Genomic DNA, 22039 nt, shown 5'->3' on the forward strand with positions numbered 1-22039 from the left:
TTTTCTAGGCTTCCTCCGGTTTCACGCTGATCGTGACTGCGGCACTTGCCGCCACGACAAGCGCGGTCCCGAGCATTTGCACCGGCGCCATCGGCTGGCCGAGGATCAGGAAGCCGGAAAGTGCGCCGAATGCCGGTTCCAGACTCATGAGGATGCCGAACGCGGCGGTCGGCATGCGCCTGAGCGCGATCATTTCCAGTGCGTAGGGAAACAGCGGCACGAGGATCGCCAAGCCCAGCATCGTCGACAACACGGTTGGCGACATCATGTTCGGCACCTGCAGCATCCCGACGGGAGCGCATGCGATGGCGGCGATGAGCAACGATATCGCCAGTCCCTCCAGCCCCGGGAAAAGTCTCCCAGATTTCTTCATCAGGACAATGTAGCAGCCCCAGCCCACACCCGAGCCGGAGGCAAGCAAAAGCCCTGTGGTATCGATGGTCCAGCTCTCGCCGTTGTGACAGAGAAGCACGACGCCAACGAGCGCTGCGACCGGCAAGACCAGCCGCCAGCCAATGAGCCCAAAGCTTGCAACTGCCAGCGGTCCGAGAAATTCGATTGCGACCGTGAGACCAAGCGGAATGCGCGCGATTGCGGCGTAGAAGCAGACCGTCATCGCCGCCATGGTGATGCCGAGCAGGATCGCGCTTTTCCATTGCGCCCGACTGTAGGAACGGACCGGCGGGCGCAGCACCGCCATCAGGATCAGCGCGGCGAACAGAAGACGCAGGAAGCTCGTGGCGAACGGGCCGTAGGCGGCAATCATGTCGGCCGAAAGCGCCGAGCCGATCTGTACGCTCGACATCGAAAGCAGGCAGAACACAACACCACTTGGCAAGGCGGCGCGATCTGACGACAAGCCGTGCGCGGCATTGCCGATATCTCCCGGACTGTTCGTCGCTACCCTTTGATCCATCGCAGCTCCTCCGCGCCGGCACATCTACCGGAGGGGCCGCTGCTCTTCAAATTGATAGTAGTGAGCTCAATCCTCAATGAAACTGATGGATCGAACGCGCCTACGACCGACGCGTGAAGGAAAGGCACGCATCGGAGAGGCGCAGGCGCGCGTTTCCGCAATTGGCTTGAGTCACCCGAGGAGCGCACGTGTCTATACGCCCCTCAGGATTGGGGTAATCAACCCTGGCGCAGCGGCGAGATCGCGATTTCGACGCGGCGGTTCTGGGCGCGGCCGGATTCGGACGCGTTCGAGGCAACCGGCCGTTCCTTGCCATAGCCCATGGCAGAGATGCGGCGCTGGTCGACACCGCGCGAGCCGAGATAGTTTGCAACGGAGTAGGCGCGCCGCTCCGAGAGCCCCTGATTATACCCGGCCGAACCGGTGGAATCGGTGTGCCCGTCGACGTCGATCAGCGACTTGTCGAACTTGCGCAGAACGATCGCGACCGAATCGAGCGTCGGGTAGAAGCCCGGCACGATCTGGTCCTGGTCGGTGGCAAAAGTGATGTTCGACGGCATGTTGAGGATGATGCGGTCGCCGGCGCGGGTGACCGACACGCCGGTGCCCTGCAACTGCGCGCGAAGCTCGGCTTCCTGGTTGTCCATGTAATTGCCAATCGCACCGCCGGCCAGCGCGCCGACGCCAGCCCCGATCAGGGCGGCATTGCGCCGCTGCACCGGGTTGTTGCCGACCAGAAGACCGGTCGCAGCACCGAGGCCCGCGCCGATCAGGGCGCCACCGGCGGTGTTGGAAACCTTCTGTTCCCCGGTATAGGGATCGGTCGTGGTGCAGGCGGAGAGATAGATGGCGGCGAGTGAAACGATTGCAATCTTCTTGTACATGAAAACCTGATTCCCGAGCGTTTGACTTGATTCTGCTTCAAACTTGCGATTGCGGCAGGAACATGAAAGGTCGCGGACTATCCCCATCTTCCGCCGCTCCCGGCCGGGAGCGGCTGGCGAAAAGATAAGTTAGGCGTCAACCCGCCACACCCTTCAGCACGTTTGCGACGTTGAGCCCGATCTCCGGAACACCATAGCCGCCTTCCATCACCACGTGCAGCGGCACGCCGCTTGCGGCGATCGACCGGCCCATCGTGATGTAGTCCGGCGAGGTCAGCTTGAAGAAGGAGATGGGATCCTGCTCGAACGTATCGACGCCGAGCGAGACGACGATGGCTTCCGCCCCGAAGGCGGCGATGCGCTTCAGCGAATCTTCGAGCGCCGCCCCCCAGACGCTGTAAGGGGTGCCCCGGCCCATCGGATAGTTCTGCGTCGTGCCAGCGCCGTCGCCCTTGCCGGTTTCCTCCGCATAGCCGAGAAAGTGCGGGAAGGCTTCCGCCGGATCGCCATGCAGCGAAGCAAAGAAGACGTCGCCGCGCTCATAGAAGATGTCCTGCGTGCCATTGCCGTGATGGAAATCGACGTCGAGGATCGCGACTTTCTTCGCACCCTTGTCGAGGAGGCGCTGGGCGGCGACGGCGGCGTTGTTGATGAAGCAGTAGCCACCGAACATGTCGATGCCGGCGTGGTGTCCCGGCGGGCGGCAGAGCGAAAACGCAGCCTTGTGACCGGCGGCGATGAGATCGGCGCCATCGATCGCCGAGGACATCGAGGAGAGTGCAGCTTCCCAGGTGCCGGGCGAGATCGCCGTTTCGGCTGCGTTGCAGTAGTAGCCGATCTGGCCCTCGATGTCGGTGGGGATGCGCGGCGAGGTGCGGCGTACCGGGAAGGAAGTGGCGATCGCCTCGCCCTTGTAGCCGGCCGCCTTCCAGCGATCCCACGCGGTTTCGAGGAACTTCAGGTAGCCAGCGTCATGGACCTTGAGCACCGTCTCCAGACCATGCCGTGCCGGAGCGACGACGTCGTTGAACCCGGCCTCCTTCACCGCTGCGAGGATCCACTCCGCGCGGAACGGTGCCTCGAACGGCGGCACGAGTTCGCCGCCGTAGAGCTCCGTCTTGGCGTTCCTCAGTTTGTGATCCTCGGAAAAAATGACGCGCATTCCAATATGCTCCCCTGCGTTGGTTGCGCGGACGTTAGCCTCGAAGCGGCGCTTCTGGCAAGGCGCGACAAATCGCCTGTGCGGACGGTCGACACGATGGCCAGCTCTACACGCCCTCGACGCCCACCCCGTTGAACTGCGCGTATCGTGTGGTTGCGCACGCTTTTCGGCACCCCAAAGCCATGGAGCAAAAATCCACCACAGGTAGCACGAGGGACGCGACTGGTTTCACGCCGGCAGACGCCGGCCGAAAAAGGACGCGCAGCAAATGTCGCGATCACCGCTACCGTGAATTTCACATATTACGTAAGCGGCAACAAATCGTTCCGAATCTTGCGCCGAGGGCCCTCCCTGCGTCTTGTCGGAGATTAATCGAGCGCTTCGCGATGGCCTGAACCGCATGGCGCTTGCGATGCAATCAGGACGTTCAACCCGAGTCGATCGAAGCAAAGATTCGGCGAAATACGCCGCAAATTCCCTTGCTTTCCCCAAATAACTGGAATTCACTCGCCTTTATCGATGCAAAACATATGGGGAAGGAAATAAAACATGGGATCACGTCTCCTCAACCTACGCGCCGCACTTGTGCTTGGTGCTGTCCTGCTCGGTAGCAGCCCGGCACTCGCCGAGGCAGTCCTGCACCGCGGCAACGCCGGTGAGCCGCAGACGCTCGACCAGGCGCATACCTCGATCAATATCGAGGAATTCATCCTGAAGGATCTCTACGAGGGTCTGACGATCTATGATGCAGCCGGCAAGATCATCCCGGGTGCGGCCGAGACCTGGGACCTGTCCGACGACGGCCTGACCTACACGTTCAAGCTGCGGGCGGATGCCAAGTGGTCCGATGGTTCGCCGGTCACCGCCGAAGACTTTGTCTTCTCCTACCAGCGCGTCGAAGACCCGAAGACGGCCGCCGGCTATGCCAACATCCTCTACCCGATCAAGAACGCCGAAAAGGTCAACAAGGGCGAGATGAAGCCCGAAGAGCTCGGCATCAAGGCCGTCGACGAGAAGACCGTCGAGATCACGCTCGAGCGTCCGACGCCCTTCTTCTTGGAACTGTTGGCACACCAGACCGCGCTGCCGGTCTCGAAGGCCAGCGTCGAGAAGAACGGCACCGACTTCGTCAAGCCGGGCGTGATGGTGTCGAACGGCGCGTTCAAGCTGGTCAGCCACGTCCCGAACGACAATCTCGTCGTCGAGAAGAACCCGAGCTACTGGGATGCCGCCAACGTCAAGCTGGACAAGGTGGTGTTCTATCCGATCGACGATCAGGCCGCATCGGTTCGCCGCTTCGAGGCGAAGGAGATGGACCTCGTCTACAACTTTTCCGCCGACCAGATCGACCGCCTGCGCGGCGCCTATGGCGACCAGGTTCATGTCGCCCCGGCACTGGCGACCTACTACTACGTCTTCGACACCCGCCAGGAGCCCTACAGCGACGTGCGTGTCCGCCGCGCGCTGTCCATGGCCGTCGACCGTGATTTCCTGGCGAAGGAGATCTATTCGGGCGCCCAGATCCCGGCCTATTCGATGGTTCCCCCGGGCATCGACACCTATGGCGATCCGTCCAAGGCCGACTTTGCCGACATGTCCCAGCTTGATCGCGAGGACAAGGCGATCGAACTGATGAAGGAAGCGGGATATGGCGACGGCGGCAAGCCGCTGAAGATCGAGATCCGCTACAACACCAACCCGAACCACGAGCGCGTGGCGACCGCGGTCGCCGACATGTGGAAGAACACCTTCAAGGCCGACGTCTCGCTGGTGAACCTCGACGTGTCCTCGCACTACGCCTACCTGCAGGAGGGCGGCAAGTTCAACGTCGCGCGTGCCGGCTGGTCGGCCGACTATGCCGACGCCGAGAACTTCCTGGCGCTCAACCTGAGCGCCAACAAGACCTTCAACTACGGTCACTACGAGAACCCGGAATATGACGCGCTGATGAAGAAGTCCTATGACGAGCGCGATCCGGTTGCCCGTTCCAAGGACATGCACGAAGCCGAGGCCATGCTGATGAAGGATCAGCCGGTCGCCCCGTTCATGACGTCGGCGGACCTGTGGCTGGTCTCCGGCCGTGTCAAGGGCTGGAGCGACAATGCCGCCAACCAGCATCTGAGCCGGTTCCTGAGCATTTCCGAATAACGAGAAGAGACGGCGCGCGGGAGCCCTCCCAGCGCGCCGTCTCGCAGGAGCACGGGCATGATGTCCTTCGTATTGCGCCGCCTGGCGAGCGCGGTGCCGACGCTCTTTATCGTCGTCACCATTTCCTTCTTCCTGATGCGGTTTGCCCCCGGCGGACCCTTCAATCTCGAGCGTCCGCTACCTCCAACGACCATGGAGAACCTGATGCGGACCTATCAGCTCGACCAGCCGCTCTGGCGCCAGTACGCCACCTATCTCGGCAATGCGGTCAAGGGCGATTTCGGTCCCAGCTATGTCTATAAGGACAACACCGTTGCCGAACTCATCGGCAAGGGCCTGCCCTATTCGATGGAACTCGGCTTCTATGCGCTGCTGCTTGCGCTGATCGGCGGCGTTCTGATGGGCACGGCCGCGGCATTGCGACAAAACAGTGCGCTTGATTTCTCCATCATGTCACTGGCGACGGTTGGGACGACGGTGCCGAACTTCGTCGTCGGTCCGGTTCTGACGCTGATTTTCGCGATCGTGCTGTCGTGGCTTCCGGCCGGCGGCTGGGGAGACGGCTCGCTGCGCTTCCTGGTCCTGCCGATGATTGCGCTGGCGCTGCCGCAGCTTGCGGTGTTCGCGCGCCTGACCCGCGGCTCGATGATCGAGGCGCTGCATGCAGACCACATCCGCACGGCCAAGGCCTATGGCCTGCCATCGCGCGTCGTCGTCGTGACACACGCCATGCGCGGCGCGCTGCTGCCGGTCGTGTCCTACCTTGCGCCCTGTGCCGCAGCGCTGCTCACCGGCTCGGCGGTGGTCGAGACGATCTTCACCATTCCCGGCGTCGGCCGCTACTTCGTGCTCGGCGCGATCAACCGCGACTATACGCTGGTGATGGGCACGGTGATCCTCGTCGCCATCTTCGTCATCGTCTTCAACCTGCTGGTCGACATCCTCTACGGCCTTCTCGATCCGAGGGTTCGCCATGACTGACATTGCCGCAAGCCCGACGCACGCGACGTCGAAAACAGTCAGCCGGAGCCTGTTCCAGCTCGCCCTCATCCGCTTCCGCCGCAACAAGGCCGCAATGGCCGGCTGCGTGACGCTGCTGCTGATCGCCCTGTTCTCCTTCCTGGGGCCGCTGTTTGTGCCCCATGCCTACGACCAGGTGTTCCCCTCCTATGTCTCGGTTCCCCCGAGCCTGCAGCCCCGCCCCGACACCTCGACATTGCAGGAAGCGATCGAAGGCGTCGCCTCACGCGCCCGCGTGAAGCTCGACAGCTTCGCCGTGGAGGGCCAGACGTTCACGGCGACCATCAGCGCCGACGACCCGATCGATCCCCGTGCGACCCGCTATTTCGACCGGGCCAACGAGTTCCGCGACACGAAGGTCGAGACGACGGAAAATGAAGGGCGCACGCTGAAACTGACCGGGCAGGTCAACCGGGACTATTTCCCGTTCGGCACCGACCCGAATGGTCGCGACCAGCTCGTCCGCGTCATGCTCGGCGGCCAGATATCCATCGCCGTCGGGCTGCTGGCGAGCCTCGTTTCGCTCGGCATCGGCGTGACCTACGGGGCCACGTCGGGCTACATCGGCGGGCGCGTCGACAACATCATGATGCGCCTCGTCGAGATCCTCTACTCGCTGCCCTTCGTCTTCCTCGTCGTGGTGCTGGTGGTCTTCTTCGGCCGCAGCTTCATCCTGATCTTCCTGGTGATCGGCGCGGTCGAGTGGCTGGACATGGCCCGCATCGTGCGCGGCCAGACGCTGGCGCTGAAGCGGCGGGAATTCGTCGGCGCGGCGCAAGCGCTGGGCCTGACCGACTGGCAGATCATCCGTCGCCACATCATTCCGAACACGATCGGCCCGGTGATCGTCTTCGTCACCGTGGTGGTGCCGAAGGTGATCTTGCTGGAGAGCTTCCTCTCCTTCCTCGGCCTCGGCGTCCAGGCGCCGCTGACGAGCTGGGGTGCCCTGATCTCGGAAGGCGCCAACAACATCCAGTCGGCGCCCTGGCTGCTGATCTTCCCATCGATCTTCTTCGTCGCGACGCTGTTCTCGCTGAACTTCGTCGGTGACGGCCTGCGCGACGCGCTCGACCCGAAGGACCGCTGAGATGGCAGACACAAACGAAACGATCCTGGCGATCCGCGGCCTGAAGGTCGACTTCACCACGCCCGATGGCACGGTCAACGCGGTCAAGGGCATCGACCTGGATGTCCGCGCCGGCCAGACGCTCGCCGTCGTCGGCGAATCCGGTTCGGGCAAGAGCCAGACCATGATGGGCATCATGGGCCTGCTCGCCAACAACGGCTCTGTCGATGGCTCGGCCAAGTATCGCGGCAGGGAACTGATCAGCCTGCCGCCGGCGGAGCTGAACAAGGTCCGCGGCGCCAAGGTCACCATGATCTTCCAGGAGCCGATGACGTCGCTCGATCCGCTCTACACGATCGGGCGTCAGATCGCCGAACCCATGGTCCACCATCGCGGCGTCAGCTACAGGGATGCCCGCAAGCGGGTGCTGGAGCTTCTCGAACTGGTCGGCATCCCCGAGGCGGGCCGGCGGATCAACAGCTATCCGCACGAACTCTCCGGCGGCCAGCGCCAGCGCGTCATGATCGCCATGGCACTGGCGAACGAACCCGACATCCTGATTGCCGACGAGCCGACGACGGCGCTCGACGTCACCATCCAGGCGCAGATCCTTTCTCTATTGCGCATGCTGCAGGAGCGCTTCGGCATGGCGATCGTGCTGATCACCCATGACCTCGGCATCGTCCGGCATTTCGCCGAGCGGGTCGCGGTGATGCGGCGCGGCGAGGTCGTGGAACAGGGCGAGACAGCGACGATCTTCGAGCGGCCAACGTCCGACTACACGAAGATGCTGCTGGCCGCCGAGCCACACGGCCGCAAGGCGCCGCCCGCGGACACGGCGCCAATTGTCCTGGAAGGCCGCGACGTCACCGTGGACTACAAGATCGGCGGCGGCCTCTTTTCCAGCCGCTCCTCCCTGTTCCGGGCCGTTGATCGCGTTACGGTGAGACTGCGGGAAGGACAGACGATCGGCATCGTCGGCGAATCCGGTTCCGGCAAGTCGACGCTCGGGCGTGCGCTGCTGCGGCTCATTCCGGGCGCAGGTTACTATCGTTTCGGCTCGACAGATATCTCCGGCTTCGACCGCGCACGAATGCGGCCGTTGCGGCGGGAAATGCAGCTGGTCTTCCAGGACCCTTACGGCTCCCTTTCCCCGCGCCAGACGGTGGGCGAGATCATCACCGAAGGGCTGTTCGTCCATGAACCAAGCCTCAACAAGGCGGAGCGAGACCGGCGGGCGGTCGCAGCCCTCACCGAGGTCGGCTTGGACCCCGATGCGCGAAACCGCTATCCGCACGAGTTCTCCGGCGGCCAGCGCCAGCGCATCGCGATCGCCCGGGCGATGATCCTCAAGCCTCATCTCGTCATCCTCGACGAGCCCACCTCCGCGCTCGATCGCTCGGTCCAGGGCCAGGTAATCGACCTGCTGCGGTCATTGCAGGACAGCCACAAACTCTCCTACATCTTCATCAGCCACGATCTTTCGGTGGTGAAGGCGATGTCGGACTATGTGATCGTCATGAAGGACGGCCGCATCGTCGAGGAAGGCGATACGGGCGCCATCTTCGAGGCGCCGCGCGACGCCTACACCAAGGCGCTGATCGGGGCAGCCTTCAATATCTAAGACCGGATCGTAGCGACCGGCACGGGCAGCGCCCAGCCGGTCGCTACGATCTGAGCCCGTTTATCGCTATCGATGATTGAGGCTAGGCTCGGGATAGGAATACGGCTGCGGCTTTTCCGGTTCGTCGACCTGGAACAACTTGAAGCTGAAAGTGGAGCCCGACTGCATTGCTTTGGTCATGCTCGTCTTGCCGTGGACGATCGTCGGCAACTCGTAGGTCTGGCCTTTGTCGTCGTCGGCAGAATCGGCATGAGCGACGCCTGCCATCAGAAGGCTTGTCAGCATGAAGGTCGCCAATGCGTATTTCATGTCATCCCCCGCCCGTTCGGAAGAGTGCCGCGCCTCATCAGCAAAGATAGTGTGCCAGCTTCACCAGCGCCATAGCCCGCACGTTGACGGACTGTCGTTCGCTGCAATGTCACGTTTGGAGGTCGGTATGGTTGCCAGCGACCCGATGGGCAGCTAAGCGAAGCAGGCGAGCGCCGCCGCCGGCGCCATATTTCGAGATCGAGAACGTGGACACGCTTTTTTCTCCAGTCTTCGGCAAGACCTTTTCCGCCTTCCTGTTCGACATGGATGGCACCCTTCTCGACTCGACGGCTTCGACGGAGCGCGTTTGGGGCAATTGGGCCCGCCGCCATGGGCTGGATGTCGAGGCCTTCCTGCCGACGATGCACGGCAAGCGCGGTGTCGATACGATCCGCGCGCTGGACCTGCCCGGCGTTGATCCCATCGCCGAGGCGCTCGAGATCGAGAAGGGCGAGATTGCCGATGTGGCCGGCGTCGTCGCCATTTCCGGCGCCGTGGCGTTCCTGTCCACTTTGCCCGCGGATCGATGGGCGATCGTGACCTCGGCTCCGATTGCCCTGGCGCACCGCCGCCTTGCGGCCGCCGGCATCCCGATCCCCAAGGTCATCGTCACGGCCGACGACGTCAGGAACGGCAAGCCTTCGCCGGAGGGCTACCTGCTCGCTGCGGCCCGCCTAGGCGTCGAAGCGGGCCAATGTCTGGTGTTCGAGGACGTCGAGGCAGGCGTTCGGGCCGGCGAGAGCGCCGGCGCAAGTGTGGTGGTCGTGAGAGCAACGCACGCTCATGGTCCGACCACGCAGCATGTCTCGATCGAGAGCTACGACGACCTTCGCGTGAGTTCGGATATTGATGGCATGCTGTCGCTGCGGCACATCGCTGCCGCCTAAGGAGTTGCCGACAATCGACCCCATTCTCAAACCCTTTGTGGAACGCTGGGCGTTGACGCCGGACGGTGACCGGCTGGTCACGCCGAGCAGTCATCTGCTGCCGGTGCGATGGAGGGGGCATCCGGCGATGCTGAAGGTGGCGACAGAGACAGAGGAGCGGTACGGCGGCCGGCTCATGGTCTGGTGGGATGGGGAAGGCGCTGCGCGGGTCCACGCACATGATGGCGATGGCCTGCTGTTGGAGCGCGCCGAAGGCACGCGGTCACTTTCCGCCTACGCCCGCAACGGGCGCGACGACGAGGCAACGCGTATCCTCTGCTCTTCCGTCGCCAAGCTGCACGCACCGCGCGACAAGCCGTTGCCGGAGTTGATCCCATTGTCGCGCTGGTTCGAGGCACTCGAGCCGGGTGCGGCGGCATATGGCGGCATCCTGCACCGCTCCGCCGAAGTCGCCAGGACACTCCTTGGCGACCAGCGCGACGTCGTGGTGCTGCACGGGGATGTCCATCATGACAATTTCCTGGATTTCGGGGATCGGGGCTGGCTCGCAATCGATCCAAAGCGGTTGAATGGCGAGCGTTCTTTCGACTACGCCAACATTTTCTGCAATCCGGACCTTGCGGATCCCGCGATCGCTGTGGCCACTCGTCCTGAGCGGTTCGAACGTCGCCTCGAAATCGTATGCGCTGAGGCGGGCCTCGAGCGACGCCGGCTGCTGCAATGGATCCTCGCTTGGTCCGGTCTTTCGGCGGTCTGGTATCTGGATGACGCTATGGCGGCCGATATCGACCTTCGCATCGCTGAACTCGCTGCCGCTCATCTCGATCGCTGACGTTTGCGCTTGACGGCAGTCAGCGCTTGTGATGGGTTCGGGACAGCGGTCGAGCCTGCTCCCGTCATTCTCCCTATTCAATTTCGCCGGCGGCGCAGACGCGGTCGGTCGCTGTAATCACCAGGATTGGTCATGCACGAAGAAAACGGTTGTCCCGGCGCCGAGCGCCTCATACTGCTAACCGGATGCTCGGGCGCCGGGAAGTCGACGCTGCTCGGCGCCCTGAAACGGCGCGGCTTTACCGTCTTCGAGGAGCCGGGGCGGCAGATCGTCAGGGAACAGCACCGCATCGATGGCCCGGGACTTCCATGGCGTGATACCTCGCTCTTTGCCGAACTCTGCGTCTCTCGCGCCATGCATCAGATCGGAGCGGCATCTTGCAGCGAAGGTACGGTGTTCTTCGATCGCGGCGTCGTCGATGCGGTCGCCTTCTTCGAATACCTGGGACAGGCTGTCCCAGCCCATATCGAACGGGCGGCCTGGCACTGCCGGTACCACTCATCCGTTTTCCTGACGCCGCCCTGGCAGGAAATCTTCGTGGGCGATTCAGAGCGCAAGCACTCGTTTGAGGAAGCTGTCTTGCAATACGAGGCTTCGCATTCGACCTTCGCAAGGCTCGGATACACGACGATCGAGTTGCCAAAAGCGGACGTGGAACGCCGTGTTTCGTTCATTCTGTCACGGCTCGCATAGCCGCCGCGCATCTGGCTGGGCATTAAAATGCCCGGATGGACCCGGGCATCGGTGATCTGTCTGATGCGCTGTTTTCAGCCCTCGAAGAATTCCTTCATCCGGGCGAAGAACCCGGTCGATTCCGGATTGTTCTCCTTCGAGGAGATCTCCTCGAATTCCTTGAGCAATTCGCGCTGCCGCTTCGTCAGCTTCTGCGGTGTTTCGATCTGGATCTGGATATAGAGGTCGCCGACCTGGGTCGAGCGCAGCACCGGCATGCCCTTGCCCTTGAGGCGGAACTGCCGGCCATTCTGCGTTCCCTCGGGGACACTGACGCGGGACTTCGTGCCGTCGAGCGTCGAAACGTCGAAGGTTCCGCCAAGCGCCGCGGCCGTCATCGAAATCGGCACGCTACAGTGCAGGTCGGCGCCGTCGCGCTGGAAGATCTCGTGTGGCTTGACCGACAGGAATATGTAGAGGTCGCCGGCGGGCCCGCCGCGCAGGCCAGCCTCTCCTTCACCCGCCAGGCGGATGCGCGTACCGTCCTCGATGCCGGACGGGATATTGACGGAGAGCGAGCGCTCCTCGGTCACGCGACCATGGCCATGACACTTCGTGCAGGGATCGGGGATGATCGTGCCGCGCCCCTGGCAGGTCGGACAGGTCCGCTCGATCGAGAAGAAACCCTGGGCCGCGCGCACGCGACCGGCACCCTGGCAGGTGCCGCAGGTCTGCGGCTTCGAGCCCGGCTTGGCGCCGGAGCCGGAGCAGACGTCGCAACTGATCGACGTCGGCACGCGGATCTGCGCGGTCTTGCCGGCAAATGCCTCTTCCAGCGAGATTTCCATGTTGTAGCGCAGGTCGGCACCGCGCTCGCGGCCGCCCGATGAACGCCGCTGCCGGCCGCCGCCCATCATCTCGCCGAAGATGTCCTCGAAGATATCGGAGAACCCGCCTGCGCCAAAACCACCGGCACCGAAGCCACCGCCCCCCATGCCGCCCATGCCGCCGTGCTCGAAGGCGGCGTGGCCGTAGCGGTCGTAAGCGGCCCGCTTCTGCGGGTCCTTCAGGATCTCGTAGGCTTCGTTGACTTCCTTGAACTTCACCTCGGCTGCGGCGTCGCCGGGATTCTTGTCGGGATGATATCTCATCGCCATCTTGCGGAAGGCGCTCTTCAGCTCCTTCTCGTCGGCGCCCTTGGCCACGCCCAGCGTTTCGTAGAAGTCAATCTTAGCCATATCACTGCCGCGCCCGTCTCATGGACGGTGTCTCGTTCGTTGAAAGGGGAAATGCCAGCCGTGCCCTGATGTATCCGGCATCATGGTCCGAATGCAAGGCGGCGAAAGAAATGCAAGCAGAAGACACCATGATATCGTCACCGCAGTGAACGCGAAGCACCATGGCCTTGTCCTTCGTCTGTCTTCCGCCTCTGTTCTACCGGAAAGGCCGGCCGCGCAGTGCGCGGCCGGAAGCTTGTGCTGTTAGGAGGCCGACCGCTTGCGATCGTCGTCGTCCTTGACTTCCTCGTAGTCGGCATCGACGACGTTGTCGCCTGCCTCACCCGAGGACGCGCCGGCTTCCGCCTGCTGGGACTCATAGATCGCCTGACCGAGCTTCATGGAGACTTCCATCAGCGTGTTGGTCTTGGCCTTGATGTCCTCGGCGTCAGGCTCGGAAGCCTCGATGGCGGCCTTCAGCGCCGCGATTGCATCCTCGATCGCCTTGCGGTCATCGGCAGAGACCTTGTCGCCATACTCCGAGACCGACTTCTCGGTGGAGTGGACGAGGCTTTCGGCCTGGTTCCTGGCTTCGACCGTCTCGCGCCGCTTCTTGTCCGTCTCGGCGTTGGCTTCTGCGTCCTTGACCATCTTCTCGATGTCGGCATCGGACAGACCGCCGGACGCCTGGATGCGGATCTGGTGCTCCTTGCCCGTGCCCTTGTCCTTGGCCGAAACCTGCACGATGCCATTGGCGTCGATGTCGAAAGTGACTTCGATCTGCGGCATGCCGCGCGGTGCCGGCGGAATGCCGACGAGGTCGAACTGGCCGAGCAGCTTGTTGTCAGCAGCCATTTCGCGTTCACCCTGGCTGACGCGGATCGTCACCGCCGACTGGTTGTCTTCGGCGGTCGAGAAGGTCTGGCTCTTCTTCGTCGGGATCGTCGTGTTGCGCTCGATCAGACGGGTGAAGACGCCACCGAGGGTCTCGATACCGAGCGACAGCGGGGTCACGTCGAGAAGCAGCACGTCCTTGACGTCGCCCTGCAGGACGCCGGCCTGGATGGCAGCACCCATGGCGACCACTTCATCCGGGTTGACGCCCTTGTGCGGCTCCTTGCCGAACAGCTGCTTGACGGTCTCCTGCACCTTCGGCATGCGGCTCATCCCGCCGACGAGAACGACTTCGTCGATCTCGGCCGCCGAAACGCCGGCATCCTTCAGCGCCGCCTTGCAGGGCGCGACCGTGCGCTGGATCAGGTCGTCGACCAGTGCCTCGAACTTGGCGCGGGTCAGCTTCATCGTCAGGTGCTTCGGACCGGAGGCGTCGGCGGTGATGAACGGCAGGTTGATCTCGGTCTGCTGCGACGAGGAGAGCTCGATCTTCGCCTTTTCCGCAGCTTCCTTGAGGCGCTGCAGGGCGAGCTTGTCGTTCTTCAGGTCGATGCCCTGGTCCTTCTTGAACTCGCCGGCCAGGTATTCGACCAGACGCATGTCGAAGTCTTCACCGCCGAGGAAGGTGTCGCCGTTGGTGGACTTCACCTCGAACACGCCGTCACCGATTTCAAGAACGGAGATATCGAAGGTGCCGCCGCCAAGGTCGTAGACGGCGATGGTCTTGCCGTCCTTCTTGTCGAGACCGTAGGCAAGGGCGGCCGCGGTGGGCTCGTTGATGATACGCAGCACTTCAAGGCCGGCGATCTTGCCGGCGTCCTTGGTGGCCTGACGCTGGGCGTCGTTGAAATAGGCGGGAACGGTGATGACGGCCTTCTCGACCTTTTCGCCGAGATAGGACTCAGCCGTTTCCTTCATCTTCTGCAGGATCATGGCGGAGATCTGCGACGGGGAATAATCCGTCCCGTGCGCTTCGACCCAGGCATCGCCGTTGGAGGCCTTGACGATCTTGTAGGGCACCATGCCCTTGTCCTTCTGCGTCGTCGGATCGTCGAAGGTGCGGCCAATCAGGCGCTTGATCGCAAAGAGCGTGTTTTCCGGGTTCGTCACGGCCTGGCGCTTGGCCGGCTGACCGACGAGGCGTTCGTCGTCCTCCGTAAAGGCGACCATGGAGGGCGTGGTGCGCGCGCCTTCGGCGTTTTCAATGACTTTCGCGTCCTTGCCGTCCATGACGGAGACGCAGGAGTTTGTCGTTCCGAGGTCGATACCGATTACTTTAGCCATGTCATTCTCTCCTTGAAGCGAACCGCCGGAACCCAATCAGGCATTCGTTTGGCAGTCCCTAGTGGGATGGTATTGCAGGAATTCGCGACGAAGGCCGCGCGTCTTCCGGCTATATAAGGATCAGCCTAGGTGACTGCAAGGCGTCAATCATGCCGAAAAAGACCGCAATCAGAAGGCTGAGGCGTCCGCAAATTGCCGCCAATCGACTGAATGTGGGAGAGCGGCGCACGTCCGTCAAGGCCGCCCGCTCCAACTGACCCAGTTGACCGTGCGGTCGGGACCGTCAGCCGCCGATCAGGACATCGAGAAGCGTAGAGCGTCGCTTCACCGGTGGTGTCTGGCCGACCTCGGCCGGCGGAACCGGCAGGGCGTTGTTGTCGATCACGTCCGGCGTCGGAGCCGGGCTATCAATGCCGGCATCCCGCGTACTCGTGCCCAGCGCACGCGCCACCATTTCCGCCAGCGTGTCCGGCTCGTCCTCGGTCGGCGCCGGCTGTACGACCGGAAGATCGCCGCCTGTGGTGCCAAACAGCGGCGAGGGTGACAGGCCCTCGTGCGCCGCCGTCATGAATCGGCTCCAGGCCTTGGCCGGCAGGCCGCCGCCCGTGACCTTCTTCATCGACTTGCCGTCGTCGTTGCCGAACCAGACGCCCGTCGTCAGATTGCTGGTGTAGCCGACGAAAAGCGCGTCGCGGAAGGATTGGGTAGTGCCAGATTTGCCGGCTGCCTGCCAACCCGGCAGCTTCGCATTCTTGCCGGTGCCTTCGGTGATCACCCGCATCATCATGCCGTTCATCATGGCGACGATCTCCGGCTCGAGGACGCGCGGTGGATTGTCGTAGGTGTTCTCGTAGAGCACCTTTCCATCCACGGTCGAGATGCGGCGGATGATGTGCGGCGTGGCCTTGTAGCCGCCGTTCATGAAGGGAGCATAGGCGGACGTGAGCTCGACGAGCGAGACTTCCGAGGTGCCCAATGCGATCGAAGCATTCGCCTGCATTTCGGATTCGATGCCGAGCCGGTGCGCCAGCTTGACCACCTGGTCCGGCCCCACCTCCATCACAAGCTGCGCTGCAATCGTGTTCAGCGAATTGGTTAGTGCTGAGCTGAGGGTAACCTGTCCACGATACTTCTGGTCGTAGTTTTCCGGAGTCCATTTGCCAATCTTGACCGGTGCGTCGTTGCGCACCGAAAGCGGTGAACGGCCTGCTTCGAGCGCCGCCGCATAGACGAATGGCTTGAAGGCCGACCCCGGCTGGCGCTTCGCCTTGGAGGCGCGGTCGAACTGGCTGGTGGCATAGTCTCTCCCGCCGACGAGCGCGCGGATTGCGCCGGTGCCGTCGATCGAGACGAGTGCCGCTTGCGAGGCATTGAGCTTTTCGCCCTCGGTCTCGATGAGGGCCGTGATCGCTTCGTCCGCCTTCTTCTCGAGGTCGAGATCGATCGTCGTGTCGACGACGAGATCCTCCGTGATGTCGCCGACCAGTTTCGGCACCTGATCCATGACGAGGTCGGCGGCATAATGTTCGGCCCCCGACCAGTAGCTCTTCGCCCGCGTCGGCGTCTGCGACATGGCGGTGGTGATTTCCCGGTCGGTGACGAAGCCGGCCCCGCGCATCGCGCCGAGCACGACCTGGGCCCGCTCCTCGGCGGCTTCGGGATCGCGCGCCGGCGAAAGGCGCGACGGTGCCTTCAGGAGCCCGGCAAGCATGGCCGCCTCGCCGAGGTTCACGTCGCGCGCGGACTTGTTGAAGTAGCGCCGCGAGGCCGCCTCGACGCCATAGGCATTGGAGCCGAAGAAGACCCGATTGAGATACATCGCGAGTATCTCATCCTTCGAGTACTTGTGCTCGAGCCAGAAGGCGAGCAGCACTTCCTGCACCTTGCGCTCCATCGTGCGCTCGGGCGAAAGGAACAGGTTCTTCGCCAGCTGTTGCGTCAGCGTCGACCCGCCCTGCACCATGCGTCCGCTCACGACGTTCGTCACCATCGCGCGGGCCAGTCCGAGGGGGTCGATGCCGAAGTGAGAATAGAACCGCCGGTCTTCGATCGCGATCACCGCCTGCGGGATGTAGGGCGACATCTGCTCGAGCGACAGCGCCTCGCCGCCGGTGGTGCCGCGGTTGGCGATCGGGCTGCCGTCGCGCGCCACGATTTTGACGTTGGGCGGGCGCACCGGGATCGACCAGCTCTTCGCGCTGGGCATCTGGGCGCCGTAATAGAGGACCAGGGCACCGATACCCATGCCGCCCCAGATGCCCAGAACGATGCACCAATAGGTTAGAAAGCGGACCGCCCCGAGGAGTCCGCCGCCGCGCGGCGCGCGCCTGGAGGACGGCTTCTTGCGGGTAGCGGGTTTGGATTTTCGCTTTGCCGGCTTCGCGCTACGTCTTGCGGCGCGCGTCACGCGATCGTCCTCGTCGATGCGCAAATCATCGTCGTCATAGTCGTCCTCGTCCTCGAAGGAGGGCTCGATCCTTTTTGATTTGCGCTGGCCTGCCATGCCGGGAGAAGACACCTTTCGTGATCTGGGTCCGATGGACTGTAATTGCGGCGATTTAAGGGGTGGTTAAGGACGACTTAACGTGGAGGTTGCAGGCTTCTTGCAAGTCTTCTGATTGCACCGTCTCAACCAAGATGTGGCCTGGCGCGCGCAATCGTGATTTCCACTTTCACAGGCCGATGGTTATTCTGGCCACGCAGCGAACAGGGAGACGGCTATGAAGCACATCCTTCTACTTGCATTCGCCCTTGGCTTGTCAGCGCCGGTGGCACAGGCCGACTGCGCCTATCACCAGACCAGCGCCAAGGCTGAAGTCGTTGACCAAACAACGACAGCGAGCCTGTCGAAAGACCCTCAGATATCGTCTGAAAAGCTGGTGCTCTTGAAGAAGCAACAGCAAGCCACTGAAAAAGACAACAGTACGGCTGAATGACGATCACGAAAGCAAGCCCGCAAACGTCATCCGGACGGCTTGCGGGCGCTTGGCTGGCATCGGGGCTGTTGTGGCTGCGCCGCCGGACTTGTTAAAACCGGGGTGGCGACCGAGGGAGTGCTGACGCTGCAGGCGTCAGTGCGTTACGCCGGCCATGAAGCGGGCGAAAAGCTCGCGTTGCGAGGAAATGCCAAGCTTGGCGTAGATGTTGCGGCGGTGGATGCGCACGGTCCCGGTCGACACCTTCAGCGCCTGGCCCGTCGCTTCGGCCGAATACCCCTTGAGGATGAAGGCGACGATTTCGCGTTCGCGCGGGGTCAGGCGGTCGAGCCCCTCTCCGGTGAGTCCGGGGCGGCCGATCGTCTGCGCCGTAAACTCCTTTGCAAGATCGCTCCACTGCCGGCGCATCAGCGCCGTGACCACCGGCGCGACCGCAGCAAGGCGCTGGAATTCGGCGCGGCTGAACACCTTCTCCTGGCGCATCAGCGACAGCACGACGTGGCATTCGCCGGGCATTTCCGCGAAATAGCCGATCTCCTCGGCAATTTCGGTGCGCTGGTAGTAGGTGCGGAAATACTCACCCTGATAGAAGCGGTCCGGTGCCAGCGTCTTCAGCCGGTAGAGGCCGGGCGGAACGGGGCGCACCGCGCTCTGGCAGAACGGATCGAGGAGATAGGGGCCCTCCTGATAGTCGGTGACGAACACCCGGCGCCGACGCTCCGGAAAAGTATCAAAGATATCAATCGGTTTGCTCTCGCCGGAATAGCCGAAGATCACCGTGAAGGAAAACGGCACGACCGCCTGTAGCCAGGCCGTGAGCGCCGGGCAGAAGCCCGGCTGGCCGATCAGATCGATGACGGCGCCCAATTCTGCAGCGTGAAGCGGGCTCTGCCGTGAAACTGGTCTCATGACGCCGTCTATGCCTTTTGTGATATATACAGTGTTGAAAGAGTTTTCTACCTTTTCCTGCAATTTAAGCAATAGCAACCGAAGTCGAGCATGGTGAATCAGACAATTGCCGAGCTCCGGAACGTGACAAAGCGTTTCGGCGCGGTAACCGCTGCGGAAGGCCTGAACCTGGCGATCTTCCAGGGCGAGTTCCTCTCCTTCCTCGGCCCTTCCGGCTGCGGAAAGACCACGGCGTTGCGCATGCTCGCGGGCTTCGAGCAGGCGAGCGAGGGCGATGTCCTGATCGACGGCAAGGTCGTCAACGGCGTCCCGCCCTATCAGCGCCCGGTCAACATGGTATTCCAGCAATATGCGCTGTTCCCGCATATGGACGTGGCGCGCAACGTCGCCTACGGGCTGAACCAGCGCCGGCCGCGCCTTGCCAAGGCCGATGTCGCCGCCAAGGTGGCGCGGGCGCTGGACATGGTGCGCCTGACTGGCTTCACCGACCGGCGCATCTGGGAAATGTCGGGCGGCCAGCAGCAGCGCGTGGCGCTGGCGCGGGCCATCGTCAACGAGCCGAAGATCCTGCTTCTCGACGAGCCGATGGCGGCGCTCGACAAGAAGCTGCGGCACGACATGCAGATCGAGCTAAAATCCCTGCAGCGCGAACTGGGCATCACCTTCGTCCTCGTCACCCACGACCAGGAGGAGGCGCTGTCGATGTCGGATCGCGTCTGCATCATGCACCAGGGCCGGATCGCCCAGATCGGCACGCCGGAAGAGCTCTACGACCAGCCGCAGAACCGCTATGTCGCCGATTTCATTGGTCGGTCGAACTTCATTGCAGCGCATGCCGTCGGCCGTGACGGCGAGCGGCTGCTTGCCGAGGGCCCGGGCGGCCTGCGCTTCGTCGCCCGCACCAGCGCAATGGCGGCGGGGAACGGCGAGCGGGCGGTGACCCTGTCGCTGCGCCCGGAGGAGATCCGCGTCGCGCCGGATAGCGCGACGGACGACGGGCACGAGATGCGGGTGATGCACCGCATCTTCCTCGGCGAGCACGTCGAATACCATTTGCGTTCCGCCGCACTCGATCACCTGGTCGCGGTGGTGCCGCGCTCGACCGACATCGCCGAGGGCACCCCCGGCGTCGGTGTGGCCGTTCGCGTGTCCTGGCGTGACGGCGCCGCGCTCGCGCTGGCGGAAGACTGATTTCGTGCGATCGGGCGCGTGTCCGCGCCCGGCACCCGTTTGACTACGTCGACACTTGGGAGGATATCGATGACAGACAATAGCGGGCATATCTCGGCAAAGGAATTCCTCGAGCGGTTGGAAAGCTACCGCAAGGGTTCGATTTCGCGGCGCCATTTCCTCGGGGTCACCGGCCTCGGGCTTGCCACTTCGGTTCTGGCCGGCGCCATGCCCGGCCTTGCGTCCCGCGCCCGTGCGCAGGGCAATATCGGCGACCGCGTGGTGATCGCCACCTGGCCCAACTATCACGACCCCGCCGATTTCGAGGCCTTCAAGGCTGCCACCGGCTGCGCCGTGGACATGAACGTCTTCGGGTCGAACGAGGAAATGCTGGCCAAGCTCCAGGCGGGCGGCACCGGCTGGGACATTGTGGTGGCGACCAACTACACGATTTCCACCTATGTGGGCGAGAAGATCATCGAGGAAATCGACCTGTCGCGGCTGCCGAACTACGACAAGACGGCCACCGATCCGCGCTTTGCCGGGCCGGGCATCATCGACGGCAAGACCTACGCCATCCCGCGCAATGTCGGCACCACCGGCTTCTGCCTCAACACCGCAGATTTCGACGGAACCCGGCCGACGAGCTGGAAGGACTTCTGGGATCTGACGAAGGGTGAGCTGTCCGGCCGCTCCATCGTGCACGACTACCAGCTCACTGCCATCGGCAATGCGCTGAAATACTTCGGCTATTCCTTCAACTCGGTCGATCCGAAGGAGCTCGAGGAGGCCGAGAAGCTGCTGATCGAAGCCAAGCCGCATCTCTTCGCGATTACCTCGGACTACCAGCCGCCGATGCGCTCGGGCGACGCCACGATGTCGATGTGCTGGACGGGTGACGCGACCCAGCTTCATCGCGACATGCCCGAGATCGTCTATATCCTCGGCAAGGAAGGCGGCGAGATCTGGTCGGACTTCTTCACCATTCCCGCCTCGGCACCGCACAAGGATGCCGCCTATGCTCTGATCGACTTCCTGCTCGAGCCGAACATGGCGGCAAAGGAAGCCCAGTTCCATGGCTACGCCACCGGCGACAGCCGCGTGGATGCGCTGCTGCCGGCCGAGATGCGGGAAAGCGAGATCCTCTATCCGGCGGCCGAGCTTCTCAACGCGCTGGAATTCGGGGCGGCGGTCACCATGACCAACCCGCAGCGCGCCGAAATCCTCGCACGCTTCAAGTCGGCGTAAGGAGGCGACGTGCGACCATCCCTGCGCACCACCCTGTTTTTGGCTCCGGCCACAGCGTGGCTCCTCGCCATGCTGGTGCTGCCGCTTGTGGTGGTCGTCGTCTTCAGCTTCGGTGAAAGAGGGGCCGCGGGCGGTTACGTCCCGGCCTTCACCTTCGACAACTACGCCAATCTCGGCGCCCGCTGGGCGGCGTTCAGGAATACCCTGACGCTTGCCCCGCTTGGCACGGTTCTGTGCCTGCTGATCGCCTATCCGCTCGCCTATTTCCTGGCGCAGAAGGCCCATCCGCGCTGGCGCACCGCGCTCTTGATCCTGGTGATCGTGCCGTTCTGGACCTCGATCCTGATCCGCTCCTATGCTTGGATTCAGATCCTCGGCGGCAACGGCCTGCCGCGGCTCATCGGTGAGCTCGGCTTCGACCGGCCCCGCTTCATCAACACGCCCTTCGCGGTCATGGTCGGTATCGTCTACGGCTATCTGCCGCTGATGGTGTTTCCGATCTATGTGGCGCTGGAAAAGCTCGATCGGCGCCTGCTGGAAGCCTCGAGCGACCTCGGCAGCCCGCCCTGGCGCACCTTTCTCCAGGTCACGCTGCCCCTGTCGCTGGCCGGCGTGGCGACCGGCTCCATGCTGGTCTTCATCCTGTTGATGGGGGAATTTCTCATCCCGCAGCTTCTCGGCGGCGGCAAGGTCTTCTTCGTCGGCAATGCGCTGGTCGACCTGTTCCTGCAGTCGCGCAACTGGCCCTTCGGGGCTGCGATGGCAGCGACGCTGGTGCTGGTGATGCTCGTCACGGTGTCGCTTTATCTGCGCAGCCTGCGCCGGCTGTCGGGCGGGCGCGACGACGTGGCATTGATGTAA

At 63.2% G+C, this 22039-nt stretch carries 19 protein-coding genes; 11 read left to right on the forward strand and 8 right to left on the reverse strand.

Annotation, left to right across the window (positions count from 1 at the left end; translation table 11 throughout):
* Positions 1-4: 4 nt before the first annotated feature.
* The 3 genes from J2Y48_RS03200 to J2Y48_RS03210 form a co-directional block, all read right to left on the reverse strand.
* The gene (locus J2Y48_RS03200; protein ID WP_310412571.1) at positions 5-916 is read right to left on the reverse strand and encodes an EamA family transporter; all 912 of its coding nucleotides are present in this window, start codon (positions 914-916) and stop codon (positions 5-7) included.
* 218 nt (positions 917-1134) lie between these two features.
* Entirely contained in the window at positions 1135-1800 is a 666-nt protein-coding gene (locus tag J2Y48_RS03205; protein WP_310412574.1) for an OmpA family protein, read from the reverse strand.
* A 136-nt stretch (positions 1801-1936) separates the two neighbouring features.
* Entirely contained in the window at positions 1937-2962 is a 1026-nt protein-coding gene (locus tag J2Y48_RS03210; RefSeq protein WP_310412577.1) for a histone deacetylase family protein, read from the reverse strand.
* Positions 2963-3511: 549 nt separating this feature from the next.
* On the opposite strand from J2Y48_RS03210, the gene J2Y48_RS03215 reads away from it, so the two are divergent.
* The 4 genes from J2Y48_RS03215 to J2Y48_RS03230 are packed head-to-tail and all read left to right on the forward strand — an operon-like array spanning position 3512 to position 8820.
* Positions 3512-5110 carry a peptide ABC transporter substrate-binding protein gene (locus J2Y48_RS03215; protein WP_310412580.1) on the forward strand — a complete coding sequence of 533 codons (1599 nt, stop codon included), beginning with the start codon at positions 3512-3514 and terminating at the stop codon, positions 5108-5110.
* Between the two features lie 57 nt (positions 5111-5167).
* Positions 5168-6091 carry an oligopeptide ABC transporter permease OppB gene (gene oppB / locus J2Y48_RS03220; protein WP_310412583.1) on the forward strand — a complete coding sequence of 308 codons (924 nt, stop codon included), beginning with the start codon at positions 5168-5170 and terminating at the stop codon, positions 6089-6091.
* A complete protein-coding gene (locus J2Y48_RS03225) occupies positions 6084-7217 on the forward strand; it encodes an ABC transporter permease subunit (RefSeq protein WP_310412585.1) in 1134 nt (377 codons plus the stop codon). The genes oppB and J2Y48_RS03225 overlap by 8 nt, the downstream gene beginning before the upstream one ends.
* Before the next feature lies 1 nt (position 7218).
* A complete protein-coding gene (locus J2Y48_RS03230) occupies positions 7219-8820 on the forward strand; it encodes an ABC transporter ATP-binding protein (RefSeq protein WP_310412587.1) in 1602 nt (533 codons plus the stop codon).
* 66 nt (positions 8821-8886) lie between these two features.
* On the opposite strand, the gene J2Y48_RS03235 is transcribed toward J2Y48_RS03230, so the two are convergent.
* Entirely contained in the window at positions 8887-9129 is a 243-nt protein-coding gene (locus tag J2Y48_RS03235; RefSeq protein WP_310412590.1) for a hypothetical protein, read from the reverse strand.
* Between the two features lie 263 nt (positions 9130-9392).
* On the opposite strand from J2Y48_RS03235, the gene J2Y48_RS03240 reads away from it, so the two are divergent.
* The 3 genes from J2Y48_RS03240 to J2Y48_RS03250 all read left to right on the forward strand — a co-directional run bounded on the left by J2Y48_RS03240 (position 9393) and on the right by J2Y48_RS03250 (position 11541).
* Complete coding sequence (locus tag J2Y48_RS03240; RefSeq protein ID WP_405030150.1) at positions 9393-10016, forward strand: HAD-IA family hydrolase; 624 nt, start codon at positions 9393-9395, stop codon at positions 10014-10016.
* 22 nt (positions 10017-10038) lie between these two features.
* Positions 10039-10848, forward strand: coding sequence for an aminoglycoside phosphotransferase family protein (locus tag J2Y48_RS03245; protein WP_310412722.1), 810 nt, complete (start codon positions 10039-10041; stop codon positions 10846-10848).
* 132 nt (positions 10849-10980) lie between these two features.
* Positions 10981-11541 (forward strand): AAA family ATPase, encoded by a 561-nt coding sequence (locus J2Y48_RS03250; protein WP_310412596.1) that lies wholly within the window; start codon positions 10981-10983, stop codon positions 11539-11541.
* Positions 11542-11615: 74 nt separating this feature from the next.
* Here the strand turns inward: J2Y48_RS03250 and dnaJ are convergent, their stop codons facing one another.
* The 3 genes from dnaJ to J2Y48_RS03265 all read right to left on the reverse strand — a co-directional run bounded on the left by dnaJ (position 11616) and on the right by J2Y48_RS03265 (position 17418).
* Positions 11616-12758, reverse strand: coding sequence for a molecular chaperone DnaJ (gene dnaJ / locus J2Y48_RS03255; protein ID WP_310412599.1), 1143 nt, complete (start codon positions 12756-12758; stop codon positions 11616-11618).
* 243 nt (positions 12759-13001) lie between these two features.
* Complete coding sequence (gene dnaK, locus J2Y48_RS03260; protein ID WP_310412601.1) at positions 13002-14915, reverse strand: molecular chaperone DnaK; 1914 nt, start codon at positions 14913-14915, stop codon at positions 13002-13004.
* A gap of 283 nt (positions 14916-15198) precedes the next feature.
* Positions 15199-17418, reverse strand: coding sequence for a transglycosylase domain-containing protein (locus J2Y48_RS03265; RefSeq protein WP_310412604.1), 2220 nt, complete (start codon positions 17416-17418; stop codon positions 15199-15201).
* Positions 17419-17635: 217 nt separating this feature from the next.
* On the opposite strand from J2Y48_RS03265, the gene J2Y48_RS03270 reads away from it, so the two are divergent.
* Positions 17636-17851 carry a hypothetical protein gene (locus J2Y48_RS03270; protein ID WP_310412607.1) on the forward strand — a complete coding sequence of 72 codons (216 nt, stop codon included), beginning with the start codon at positions 17636-17638 and terminating at the stop codon, positions 17849-17851.
* Between the two features lie 135 nt (positions 17852-17986).
* Here the strand turns inward: J2Y48_RS03270 and J2Y48_RS03275 are convergent, their stop codons facing one another.
* Complete coding sequence (locus J2Y48_RS03275; protein ID WP_310412611.1) at positions 17987-18760, reverse strand: LuxR C-terminal-related transcriptional regulator; 774 nt, start codon at positions 18758-18760, stop codon at positions 17987-17989.
* Between the two features lie 90 nt (positions 18761-18850).
* Here J2Y48_RS03275 and J2Y48_RS03280 point away from each other — a divergent pair, with 90 nt between their 5' ends.
* The 3 genes from J2Y48_RS03280 (at position 18851) to J2Y48_RS03290 (ending at position 22039) form a co-directional block, all read left to right on the forward strand.
* Complete coding sequence (locus tag J2Y48_RS03280) at positions 18851-19951, forward strand: ABC transporter ATP-binding protein (RefSeq protein ID WP_310412614.1); 1101 nt, start codon at positions 18851-18853, stop codon at positions 19949-19951.
* Between the two features lie 69 nt (positions 19952-20020).
* Positions 20021-21178, forward strand: coding sequence for a spermidine/putrescine ABC transporter substrate-binding protein (locus J2Y48_RS03285; RefSeq protein WP_310412617.1), 1158 nt, complete (start codon positions 20021-20023; stop codon positions 21176-21178).
* 9 nt (positions 21179-21187) lie between these two features.
* Positions 21188-22039, forward strand: coding sequence for an ABC transporter permease (locus J2Y48_RS03290; protein WP_405030145.1), 852 nt, complete (start codon positions 21188-21190; stop codon positions 22037-22039).

The sequence above is a fragment of the Mycoplana sp. BE70 genome, from assembly GCF_031455855.1.
Taxonomy (GTDB): domain Bacteria; phylum Pseudomonadota; class Alphaproteobacteria; order Rhizobiales; family Rhizobiaceae; genus Mycoplana.

Excerpts from the sequence above, each read along its gene's own strand:
- J2Y48_RS03270 (WP_310412607.1), top strand. The coding sequence starts at position 17,636 with ATGAAGCACATCCTTCTACTTGCATTCGCCCTTGGCTTGTCAGCGCCG.
- J2Y48_RS03250 (WP_310412596.1), top strand. The coding sequence starts at position 10,981 with ATGCACGAAGAAAACGGTTGTCCCGGCGCCGAGCGCCTCATACTGCTA.
- dnaJ (WP_310412599.1), bottom strand. The coding sequence starts at position 12,758 with ATGGCTAAGATTGACTTCTACGAAACGCTGGGCGTGGCCAAGGGCGCC.
- J2Y48_RS03210 (WP_310412577.1), bottom strand. The coding sequence starts at position 2,962 with ATGCGCGTCATTTTTTCCGAGGATCACAAACTGAGGAACGCCAAGACG.
- oppB (WP_310412583.1), top strand. The coding sequence starts at position 5,168 with ATGATGTCCTTCGTATTGCGCCGCCTGGCGAGCGCGGTGCCGACGCTC.
- J2Y48_RS03230 (WP_310412587.1), top strand. The coding sequence starts at position 7,219 with ATGGCAGACACAAACGAAACGATCCTGGCGATCCGCGGCCTGAAGGTC.
- J2Y48_RS03240 (WP_405030150.1), top strand. The coding sequence starts at position 9,393 with ATGGATGGCACCCTTCTCGACTCGACGGCTTCGACGGAGCGCGTTTGG.
- J2Y48_RS03215 (WP_310412580.1), top strand. The coding sequence starts at position 3,512 with ATGGGATCACGTCTCCTCAACCTACGCGCCGCACTTGTGCTTGGTGCT.
- dnaK (WP_310412601.1), bottom strand. The coding sequence starts at position 14,915 with ATGGCTAAAGTAATCGGTATCGACCTCGGAACGACAAACTCCTGCGTC.
- J2Y48_RS03280 (WP_310412614.1), top strand. The coding sequence starts at position 18,851 with ATGGTGAATCAGACAATTGCCGAGCTCCGGAACGTGACAAAGCGTTTC.
- J2Y48_RS03235 (WP_310412590.1), bottom strand. The coding sequence starts at position 9,129 with ATGAAATACGCATTGGCGACCTTCATGCTGACAAGCCTTCTGATGGCA.
- J2Y48_RS03265 (WP_310412604.1), bottom strand. The coding sequence starts at position 17,418 with ATGGCAGGCCAGCGCAAATCAAAAAGGATCGAGCCCTCCTTCGAGGAC.
- J2Y48_RS03200 (WP_310412571.1), bottom strand. The coding sequence starts at position 916 with ATGGATCAAAGGGTAGCGACGAACAGTCCGGGAGATATCGGCAATGCC.
- J2Y48_RS03205 (WP_310412574.1), bottom strand. The coding sequence starts at position 1,800 with ATGTACAAGAAGATTGCAATCGTTTCACTCGCCGCCATCTATCTCTCC.
- J2Y48_RS03275 (WP_310412611.1), bottom strand. The coding sequence starts at position 18,760 with ATGAGACCAGTTTCACGGCAGAGCCCGCTTCACGCTGCAGAATTGGGC.
- J2Y48_RS03285 (WP_310412617.1), top strand. The coding sequence starts at position 20,021 with ATGACAGACAATAGCGGGCATATCTCGGCAAAGGAATTCCTCGAGCGG.
- J2Y48_RS03225 (WP_310412585.1), top strand. The coding sequence starts at position 6,084 with ATGACTGACATTGCCGCAAGCCCGACGCACGCGACGTCGAAAACAGTC.